Genomic DNA, 10,375 nt, shown 5'->3' on the forward strand with positions numbered 1-10,375 from the left:
GTCATACCGAAGACAGAGATTTGAACGCGGCTAAAAATATAGACCGATGGTTTGAGAATATTTATATTCCTGAACGGTCAGAAACGGTAAGTTCTACCGAAATAGCCTGCGGAGTAGAAAAACCTCTCAAGAGTCATCTTGAGACTACGTTGAAACAGGAAGTTAACACCAAAACTATTAATGTCGGCGCTAAGTCTAGACTTGGGTAGTTTTGGGTAAGTTTAATAGAACGGTACACAGGTTTACCAATTGATAATTTCAGATAAATAAAAATATGTAGAGACATCAAGGCAAAACCTAAAATCTCTACATAATATCAAAATTAATAGTTTTGTTATGACTTGGGAAGTTTGATAGGCTATGACAACTAGGAGATTAAGATTCCTAAGTTGCCAAGCTCGACAATTGCTATTACACCGTTGTCTACTCACTATCTTGTCATTGTAAGAGTGCGACGTTTAGTCACCATTTGATAGCCTTCAATGATGTCACCTTCTTCCCAAGTACTGAATTTATCAACGCCGATACCACATTCGTAACCGGAGTTGACTTCACGAGCATCTTCTTTCATCCGCTTGAGGGAATCAAGCACACCCTCAAATATCATGTTATTACCGCGACGTACTCGGACTTTGCAGTTACGAACCAGTTTACCGGATTGAACGTAGCAACCAGCAACAGCACCGCGTCCCACAGGGAACACTGCACGCACTTCTGCTTGTCCTAAAGGTTCCTCTACTAATTCTGGCTCCAGTAAACCTTCCAATGCATCTTGGATATCTTCTAAGAGTTTGTAGATGATGTTGTATTCTCGTACATCTACACCAGCTTCGTCTGCGGCTTGTCTTGCACCGCTGGCAAATGTGGTGTTGAAGCCAATAATTACCGCACCACTGGCTGCTGCAAGGTCAATATCTGTCTGGGTAATCTCCCCTGGAGCAGATAACAACATCCGAATGTGTACTTCGTTTTGGGGAATTTGTTTGAGCGCACCCAAAATAGCTTCGAGGGAACCCTGCACATCTGCTTTCAAGATTAAGTTGAGTTCTTTCAACTCCCCTTCTTGTGCTTGTGCTGAAATACTTGTTAAGGTTACACGTCCTCCCTGCATCAAGCGAGATTGGCGTATCTTCTCGGCTCGTTCGTTAGCAAGTAAACGTGCTTCTTTCTCATTGGTGAAGACTTGAAATTCGTCTCCTGCTGCCGGTACGTCATTTAAGCCTAATACCTCTACAGCAAAGGAAGGACTTGCAGCTTCTACTCGGTGACCTCTATCATCAACCATTGCCCGGACTTTTCCGAACACAGAACCGGCTACCAGGATATCTCCTACGTGTAAGGTTCCGTTCTGAATTAACAGGGTTGCCACCGCACCTTTTGCTTTATCCAAATGGGCTTCAATCACGGTTCCTTTTGCTGATCGATCTGGGTTCGCTTGCAGTTCTTCTACTTCCGATACCAGGACAATCATTTCTAAGAGCGTATCCAAGTTTTCTGCTTTGATGGCGCTCACGGGAACCATAATTGTATCGCCGCCCCATTCTTCTGGGACTAAAGAATACTGACCTAGCTCTTGCTTAACTCGATCTGGCTGTGCGGCTTCTTTGTCAATTTTGTTGATGGCAACAATAATCGGTACTCCGGCAGCTTTAGCGTGACTAATAGCTTCAACCGTTTGGGGACGAACGCCATCATCCGCAGCTACTACCAATATGGCAATATCTGTGACTCGCGCTCCCCTTGCCCGCATCGCTGTGAATGCTTCGTGACCGGGAGTATCTAAAAAGACAATTTGCTGCTGTTTGCCGTCATGTTCTATGTCTACGTGGTAAGCACCAATGTGCTGAGTAATACCTCCGGCTTCTCCGGAAGCGACCTTAGTTTTGCGAATCGAGTCGAGTAGGGTAGTTTTACCGTGGTCTACGTGACCCATAATAGTTACTACAGGCGGACGACGGTGGAGAAATTCCATATCTTCAAAGTCGAGCATCTCGGTAACTTTACGAGCTTCGGCTTCTGGTTCTGGAATCTCAACTTCTACTTCTAACTCATTTGCCACCATGATTACTGTCGAGGTATCAAGACTTTGGGTGATGCTAACCGCGATCGCCTTCATGAACAAGATTTTGACAATTTCTGTGTCCGGGGTTGCTAAAGCATCTGCCAGTTCTTGTACGGTCATCGGACCGCTAACCGTAAGTTTTTCGGGACGCAGCTCTTTGATTTCCGTTTCTGTATTGTTGCCACCGCTACCGCCGCGCCGACGATTTTGGTCGCGAGACCCGGATTTTTTAATTTTGCTTGGTGCGGCAGGAGTTGGTGCTGCTGCTGCTGGTCTGGAACTTTTTGGTTTGGGAGGACGAACGATCGCATTACTAACTGCTGCTGCGATGCTATCGGCTGCTTCATCTTCACTAAGTAGGTCTTCATCAAAATCGTCTTCAACCATTGGTTTCAGACGTTTATTCTTAACAACCTTACCCGCTTTGGCGGCTTCTTTGATTTCGTCGAGTGCTTCCTCTTGCTTAGAACGTTTTTTCTGACCTCTAGGCAAACGAGGCGGTGTTGGACGCTTGAGTTCAACTATGTCATCGACGACATCATTGTCTTTGTCGTCATCATCGATTGGGTCGATATTTTCTGATTTCGCCGCCGGTCTTAGTGGCGGTCTTAGTGGAGCCGATATGCTCGGAGGGGCTGATGAGTCTTGGCGTACTACTGTCTTCCTCGGACGTTGTACGTCATCGGAACTACCACCCGGCGACACTTTCCTGGGCTTTTGAGGTTTTTCGGTTTTTGATACTGGCGAAATCGTCGGACGCGCAGTTTTTGATACTGGTGCGTTCGACTGGTTCGATTGTTCTACTTTATCGGTAGTCGGCTTGTTCTGTTGTCGTTTTATTTTGTCTTTGTCTTTGTCTTTATCGCGATCGCGCTTGAGAACTGGTTTTTCGGCGACGCTATTATGCAAACCGGAATTGGGTTTTGCTGCCACGGGTCTACTAGGTGGAGCAGCCAACTCGGGCGCGCTTGGCATTTCCGGTTTAGATTTGGGTGAAACTAATTTTTCTGGTTTGCTCAAAGCAGTTTTATCTGATTCTGAGGAGGAAGTGGATGCTAAATTATCCGTATTTTCAACGAATAAAGAGTTATTTGATTTCTGAGACTGATTTTGAGAAGCGGGTGCAGTTGGTGCCACTGGTTCCATCGGCGAGACAGGAGATGTAAAAGGTCGGGGGGGCGCAGCCGGATTTGATGCGCTGTCTTGGGTTGGTAAATTACTAGAATTATTTGGTGGTTTTGGTTTGCTACGAATTTCCAAGATTTGTGGTTTACTAGGTGCAGAAGCATGGTTATGCTTATTTGTACCATGCTCTTTCGACAACGCTAAAGTAGACGTTAATTTTACTGCTTGCGAACGAATACGTTCGGCATCAGATTCTGAAATCGTGCTGCTATGACTTTTGACCGCAATATTAAGCTGGTCGCAAATTACTAGTAGCTCTTTGTTTTCCAAATTCAATTCCTTTGATAATTCGTAAATTCTGACTTTGCCGTTGTTCATCCACTCTTCCCCTATAATTTACAGTTTTAACGGATGGTTGCCAGCTTTTGCGACATCTCCATCCTTGAGTTACTGTGTAATGGCTACTATTTTCGGTTTGAAAAGAGTTTTCACCATTAGGAAAGAGAGATGTGACCGTTGGAAAGCTGGCATCTCTACGCTTGCACAATATTGGTTAACGCCTGATTGCGCCCAAGCATCAGCAAGTAAGTGCCGATATTTAGTTTTTTGTTTGGTTGATGTTTCTGTTGGGTTTAACACATGAAAGCCTACAATGACTAAGTTTTGCAAGTGTTTATCATATAACAGACCATGCGTCAATACTAATTTATAATTTTGGCACTGACCGTATGTTACTAAAAGATAATTTAATCAACAGTACTATCGAGCATAGTCGCATTCGTTAATATTATTCTGGAAAATAACCCCCTTATTTTAATTGCTTTGTGAAAAACGATTATTCTAGGGTATAGCTTTAAGGTAAGCGCTGCCACAATGTTGTATACAGTGTTTCTGGCACTGATGTACGCAAGGCTCGTCCTAATCTATTTTTTTTATGAGCCACGGTAAGGCAACTCGGATTTGGACAAATATAGGCTGAACGCCCCATGCCCTCATCTAATTGTACCTTTCCTGAAGGAAACACGCGGACAATCCGCCAAAACTCTTGTTTTAAACTGACTTTTCGACAACTAATACAACGCCTCCAATTCGGTTTCATTTTAACTGACTATTCGGCTTTAGCTATTGTGGTGAATTATTACGATTAATAAATACTTTGATTCTCGGACTCAAATTCTTCGGAAGCTTCATCTAATTCGGTTTCAAATTCTTCAGAATTAAATTGGCGATCGTCATGTTCTAATTTGTCAGATTGCAATTTCTGCTGTTCAAGTCTTTCAAGTTCTTCAAGTTCTTCAAGCTCATCAAGTTCTGCTGCGTGTTGCGCTCTTACATCTGAGAATTTGGCATCTTCTGCTTCAAAATCATACTTGGCTTTGTCTTTGATATCTATTTTCCAGCCTGTAAGTCTAGCAGCTAAACGAACATTTTGTCCTTCTTTGCCGATGGCTAAACTTAATTGATCTTCAGCTACAAGTACGTGAGTTTGGCGGGTTTCTGGGTCCATAAGTCGGACATCATCGACTCGTGCTGGACTCAAAGCGTTGGCAATATAAGTTGCCGGATCTGGGGACCAACGAATCACGTCAATTTTTTCGCCGCGTAATTCATTCACTACTACTTGAATTCGAGAACCCCGCGCTCCAATACAAGCACCAACTGGGTCTACATCTCGGTCTAAAGTATCTACAGCTATTTTTGTTCTCGGTCCGACGTAAGAAGATGGAGGATTGGCTTCGCGAGCTACGGCGACAATTCGGACAACTTCATCTTCAATTTCTGGAACTTCGTTGGCAAAAAGATATACTACCAAACCCGCGTCAGCACGAGAAACCAGTAATTGCGGACCTCGCTGTTGACCCCGCGACACTTTCTTGAGATACACTCGAAAATTTGTCCCAATCCGGTAGTTATCGTTGGGTAGTTGTTCCCGTTTGGGTAATTCGGCTTCTACTTCCGGCTGACCAAAACCACTGGTAACAGCCATGATTACTGATTGTCTTTCAAATCGCAGTACTCTTGTTTGTAGTACCGTTCCTTCTAAATCTTGGAATTCTTCTTGAATTAATTGTCGCTGCTGGTCGCGTAATTTTTGCGATAAGACTTGTTTGGTTTGCATCGCGGCCATGCGACCAAATTCTTTTTTATCGGGTGTTACGTCTACAACTACTTCTTGTCCTACCAATTGCGCCGCATCATCGCCAAATTCTTCTACTTCTTTAATAACGTCTTTCAGCGCAATTTGATGGTCGGAATTTGCAACTTCTTCAACTATAGTTTTTGTGGAAACAACGCGAAATCCTTCATCTTCAATATCTAATTCTACTTCAAAGTTGTCAAAGTAATCTTCATCAAACTGTTTGCGGTCTAAATTTTGAGCGCGACGATAACGTTCGTAACCCTTAAGCAGAGCTTCTCTAATTGCCGATTGTACTGCAAGACGCGGTAAGTTTCGCTCCTTACTTATACTTTCAATCAATTCTTTTAATCCAAGTAATTTAAGCATTGACATATATCGTTCGTTCTCCTTTAAAAAATCGCTACCGGGAACACCGGAATTAAAGACGAGAAATAGTCGGTGTGTTCACAAAACAGATATCTTGCTACAAATAAACAACTAATAGAACCATTAGATGCTCATTCTTTTGGCAAAAAACCGTTCTTCTTCACCGAGCCTAAAAGCAGTCTTGGTAGATAGTCTTCCCCAACTTAATCGCGTTCTTCGTCTAACTGCACGCTCTGTATATTCGAGCGCTTAATTTCGATTACACGACCTTTTTTATTTAAGTAAACGTTGTTTTCATCTCGGCTAACCAGTTTACCATTCCACTCAGAATGTCCTTGATGGGGTGAAGAAGTGTAAACCTTAACCGGGAATCCTTTAAAAGAGATGAATTCTCGGTCGGTCTTCAATTCCTGGGAAATACCAGGACTAGACACTTCTAATACATAGGCATCGGTCATAATTGCAGCTGCATCCAAATTTGCTTCTAAATTACGGCTCATGCGCTCGCAATCACTTAAACCAGTATCCTGCGTGGGATTACGGATATCAATTCGCAATACTGGTGGGCTTTGATTGGTATGAAAAACCACTTTCACGACCTCTAGTCCAAGGTCTTCTGCTACTGGTGTTGCTAAGTCAATTATTTGGGGAACTAAAGGATGAGTCATGTGGCAATTCCAACAAAAAAAGTGGGCTAGTACCCACTCCCTGCGATAAGGATATCTTCCAAGAAGTCTTGCAACGAACTCTAAGATAGCTCGTCTCTAATTTGAGTTTAGCGCATTTTTTCAAAATGCTTGCAGCAAAAAATCTCCGATTACCCATCTGTATTTTGATGCTGCACATCTATCAAAGATAAGTTCTGGTAGGGTGGTTTGTATCTGTCAATAAGGGAAGGGATACTTCTGTTTGCAGATTCCTAGTTTGTTCAAGGATTTGATCTACATCTTCTTCGGAAAGACGTTGAACATAATTAATTTTCATTTCTTCTAAGAAATCGATTAATAAGCTTTGTATTTCTGAGATTACTTGTTTTTTTTGAATTTCGGAGGTCATTGCTTCTGAGAAGCGTTTTACTAATTGGCTTGAGAGTTTGACGGAAACTGGATCTTCTGTTGCAGATACTAAAGCATGGTAGAGGTTTGTGGTAATTTGAGTCGCCAATTGTTCGCTTAACTGATGCTGCATTTGTCCTATTCCTGGCAGGTTGCGAAAATTGCTGTAGATTGGAGATTGGTTAAATGCGCTATTTATATTGTGCTGGAGCAGAGCAATTATTTCCGGTTGAATTTTTGGTAGTACTTGGTAAATAACTGCTTGTACGAAAATTCCTGCCAAGGCTTCTATTTCATTAATATTATTCAAGTCTACATAAGGACGCAATGTTTGACTTTGTTGTAACCAACGTGTTAAGTCTCCTTGTTTAATAGAATTTTGAGTTTGATTTATAACTCGTATAACTACGATTTGCGTTATTTCTTCAGCAAAATTAGCTACAATACCTTGTTGAATTTGATGTCTTAAACTGTGTAAATTTAATAACTCTACTTTTTCTAAACGGAATAAAACAGGTATGATTCGCAACCAACGCCAAAAAGGTAATACTAAAAATATATCGTACCAATGCCATAACACAGCATTGAACCAGTTAAACCCAGGATGACGACGTTTTATATAGTAACTACGCGCTAATAATTCAACTGTAAATAAAAGTACAAATGGTAAGTCAATTATCCAAAATTTATCTATAAATTCTCCGTTTTCGCCAATTTGTCGATAGTAGTTAGTCGCAATTAACGGTTTAATTTTACGGTTAAAAAAACTTATTTCTTGATTCCAACCTTGTTTTAATAAATACTCTTGATTCCAAAAAGTAATAAATGCGCGTTTTGAAGATTCATTATCAAGACGTTCGCGCATCCGATTTTTGATTTTTTCCAAAGTGCCGCTTTTTGAAACTCCTGCAAATGGATTGTTTTCAATCATTTCTACGCTCAAATCCCTTAATTCTTCTAGTTTGCTTGTTGATAGAGGTGAAGTTAATCCTGTTTGAGCGATTTGCTGTTCCAATTCTTCTACAGTTTTTAAATAATTTTCAGTTTCTCGATGAGGTTCAATTCCTTTGATTGGGTCGTATATTGTTTGGATTTGAGGTAAGTTACGTAAGTAAAAATCCCGCCACCCAATATAAGTTAAATTAAATAATACTAATCCTAAGTTTATTGTAGCTGTAAGCGCCATGAATCTTTCAAACCAAAGATTTCGCTTGTTGACAAGTTTTTTATTTTTCATTATTGTTCAGTGGTATTACATATTTTTAACTCGATATAGCGTATTTTATTCACTCATAACGAAGGATTCTATAATGTTTGTTACCAAGTAAATAAAATTTTAAAAGTATATTTTGTATCATTTAAACTGTTTCCTCGCTTCTAAATTTTTCAATTATTTATACAAGGCTTTAAAAATACATCTATAGGAAGATGACAAAATTATTTGTGGCGAAATATTTTGAATAATTAAAAAAAATTTAGATTAATCAAAAAATTATTAATAATAAGAAAAATTTTTGAGAAAAATACCTTAAATAAATTTAAAATGCAGCTAATGACTCGGAGTTTTAATCATGTGGTGTGAGTTTAGTAATAGAAGCATTAGTGTAGTAACCGTCTGTGTAATTGCAGGTAGTGTCGCTGTTTCAAGTACCGTAATGGCAGCTCGTCAGCGCAATTATACTCCACGGGAATTTCGTTCTGTCTTGTACGGATTGGGATACAACGTGGCAGTATCGGATGCACCTTTGACGGATGCTCAAACAAGAAAAGCAATTCGCGAATTTCAACAAGGATATAAGTTAGGAGTAGACGGTATCGCGGGACCAAAAACTCAGGATTTCGCCGCCGAAATTGTCAGAAGTCTCAAGTACAACTTAAATTTGGTCACTAATCCCGATCCTAAATTAGCTCTCGATCAATTTTACGGACCAACAACGCAAGAAGCAGTTAAACAATATCAAGAACAGTTACAGCTTGAACAAACTGGAATCGCTGACTTGGCTTTGCGGCAAAGACTTAATCAACAAGCGAAGCAGGAGACTCCAGAATCTGAACCGGAAGCAACCCCAACACCAGAAGTAACCCCATCACCAACAGCAACACCAGAAGTAACTCCAACTCCCGTATTTCCGGAAGCAACCCCAACACCAGAAGTAACCCCATCACCAACCCCAACACCAGAAGTAACCCCAACTCCCGTATTTCCGGAAGCAACCCCAACACCTACAGAATCACCCGACGATGACGAGGAAGGAACACTCGAACCAACCCCATCACCAACAGCAACACCAGAAGTAACCCCAACTCCTGTAATACCCACTGTAAACCCAATACCTACAGAAACGCCTTAAAGGTCAAAGGTTAGAGGTTAGAGGTTAAAGGTTAGAGGTTAAAAGTGTTGTAATAACTCCGGTGGTACTAACTCCTAACTCTTAACAACCAACAACCATCAACTATCAACCATCAAGCAACTCTGATCAGTTTTGTTCTTCCATCGGTCTACCTTTGGGAACTGGAAGAAGGGGACGACGGTCATCATAAGGCATTGGGATGTACTGTACCGAAGGTCTTCCTCCTTGCGGTTGCGGGTATAGTTCCATCAGGTCGTAGACGATTCGGGGCAATCCGGCTGTGACGGGTAGCCCCATTTCCGTTGCTTCTTCAACTGTTATTGGGTAATCGTGAGTAACTTGTCCAGTTGTCAAAGCTTCAATAATTTTTTCGATATCTTCTGGTTTAACTTTTTGCTTGGGGATAGAATCTTTAAGTAAAGTCCTGACGAAGCGCTGTACTTGATTCATGGCTTTGCGGGATAGGTCAGCCATAATTAAGGTTTGGTCGTCAACTTCACCAATAGGTTTATCTTCAACAACTTTAATGATACTCGCAGCAGGTAAATTACCAAGTTGAGGATCTACAGGTCCGAGAACAGCATTTGCATCCATTACAATTTCATCGGCTGCAAGGGCAAGCATTGTACCACCACTCATGGCATAGTGAGGCACGAAAACGGTCACTTTAGCTTGATGACGAATTAAAGCTCTGGCAATTTGTTCGGTTGCTAAAACCAAGCCACCAGGAGTGTGCAAAATCAAGTCTATAGGAACATCTGGTGGAGTCAGACGAATTGCTCGGAGAATTTTTTCGGAATCTTCGATGGTAATATAGCTCGAAATGGGTATACCCAAAAAACTAATAGACTCTTGACGGTGAATCAGCAGAATTACCCGACTTTTACGACTTTGTTGAAACTCATCGATACTACGGAAGCGGCGATACTCCATTTGACGACGCTGCCAAATTGGTTGTAATGAAGAAAGCAGCAGAAAAATCCCAAATATCTCAAAAATACCAAAACTCATAAAACAAATTGTTCAAATTTAACTGTTTACGTCCTACATTCTCACAACTTTTGGAAAATTGGATGTCTATCTAAAGACAGTTATCAGGAATTAAAGGAGTTGGGAGTTGGGAGTTAGGAGTTAGGAGTTGGGAGTTAGGAGTTAGGAGTTAGGAGTTAGGAGTTAGGAGTTAGGAGTTAGGAGTTAGGAGTTAGGAGTTAGGAGTTTGGAGTTAGGAGTTGGGAGTTAGGAGCTAGGAGTTGGGAGTTAGGAGTTGGGAGTTAGG

General features: G+C 41.3%; 8 protein-coding genes. 2 read left to right on the forward strand and 6 right to left on the reverse strand.

Going from position 1 to position 10,375, the window contains the following annotated elements; all coding sequences use genetic code 11:
- Positions 1-209 (forward strand): hypothetical protein (locus IQ247_RS29315; protein ID WP_322745602.1); only part of this gene is annotated, 209 nt, incomplete at its 5' end.
- A gap of 221 nt (positions 210-430) precedes the next feature.
- Here IQ247_RS29315 and infB read toward each other — a convergent pair.
- The 5 genes from infB to IQ247_RS29340 form a co-directional block, all read right to left on the reverse strand.
- Positions 431-3,565: a translation initiation factor IF-2 gene (gene infB / locus IQ247_RS29320; RefSeq protein WP_193925387.1), complete on the reverse strand. Its 3,135-nt coding sequence runs from the start codon at positions 3,563-3,565 to the stop codon at positions 431-433.
- Between the two features lie 475 nt (positions 3,566-4,040).
- On the reverse strand, positions 4,041-4,286 hold the full coding sequence (locus IQ247_RS29325) for a YlxR family protein (protein WP_193925389.1): 246 nt from the start codon (positions 4,284-4,286) through the stop codon (positions 4,041-4,043).
- A gap of 45 nt (positions 4,287-4,331) precedes the next feature.
- Positions 4,332-5,699, reverse strand: coding sequence for a transcription termination factor NusA (gene nusA, locus IQ247_RS29330; RefSeq protein WP_228060152.1), 1,368 nt, complete (start codon positions 5,697-5,699; stop codon positions 4,332-4,334).
- Between the two features lie 197 nt (positions 5,700-5,896).
- Positions 5,897-6,361, reverse strand: coding sequence for a ribosome maturation factor RimP (gene rimP, locus IQ247_RS29335; protein ID WP_193925390.1), 465 nt, complete (start codon positions 6,359-6,361; stop codon positions 5,897-5,899).
- A 181-nt stretch (positions 6,362-6,542) separates the two neighbouring features.
- A complete protein-coding gene (locus IQ247_RS29340; RefSeq protein WP_193925391.1) occupies positions 6,543-7,985 on the reverse strand; it encodes a hypothetical protein in 1,443 nt (480 codons plus the stop codon).
- A gap of 334 nt (positions 7,986-8,319) precedes the next feature.
- On the opposite strand from IQ247_RS29340, the gene IQ247_RS33265 reads away from it, so the two are divergent.
- A complete protein-coding gene (locus tag IQ247_RS33265) occupies positions 8,320-9,099 on the forward strand; it encodes a peptidoglycan-binding domain-containing protein (RefSeq protein WP_193925392.1) in 780 nt (259 codons plus the stop codon).
- A gap of 126 nt (positions 9,100-9,225) precedes the next feature.
- Here the strand turns inward: IQ247_RS33265 and IQ247_RS29350 are convergent, their stop codons facing one another.
- Positions 9,226-10,110: an SDH family Clp fold serine proteinase gene (locus tag IQ247_RS29350; RefSeq protein ID WP_193925393.1), complete on the reverse strand. Its 885-nt coding sequence runs from the start codon at positions 10,108-10,110 to the stop codon at positions 9,226-9,228.
- Positions 10,111-10,375 lie beyond the last annotated feature (265 nt).

The organism is Plectonema cf. radiosum LEGE 06105 (genome assembly GCF_015207665.1).
Classification (GTDB): Bacteria; Cyanobacteriota; Cyanobacteriia; order Cyanobacteriales; family Nostocaceae; genus Rivularia; species Rivularia radiosa_A.

Bases quoted from the DNA above. Each gene is read 5' to 3' on its own strand.
- infB (WP_193925387.1), bottom strand. From the start codon at position 3,565: ATGAACAACGGCAAAGTCAGAATTTACGAATTATCAAAGGAATTGAAT.
- IQ247_RS29350 (WP_193925393.1), bottom strand. From the start codon at position 10,110: ATGAGTTTTGGTATTTTTGAGATATTTGGGATTTTTCTGCTGCTTTCT.
- IQ247_RS33265 (WP_193925392.1), top strand. From the start codon at position 8,320: ATGTGGTGTGAGTTTAGTAATAGAAGCATTAGTGTAGTAACCGTCTGT.
- nusA (WP_228060152.1), bottom strand. From the start codon at position 5,699: ATGTCAATGCTTAAATTACTTGGATTAAAAGAATTGATTGAAAGTATA.
- rimP (WP_193925390.1), bottom strand. From the start codon at position 6,361: ATGACTCATCCTTTAGTTCCCCAAATAATTGACTTAGCAACACCAGTA.
- IQ247_RS29340 (WP_193925391.1), bottom strand. From the start codon at position 7,985: ATGAAAAATAAAAAACTTGTCAACAAGCGAAATCTTTGGTTTGAAAGA.
- IQ247_RS29325 (WP_193925389.1), bottom strand. From the start codon at position 4,286: ATGAAACCGAATTGGAGGCGTTGTATTAGTTGTCGAAAAGTCAGTTTA.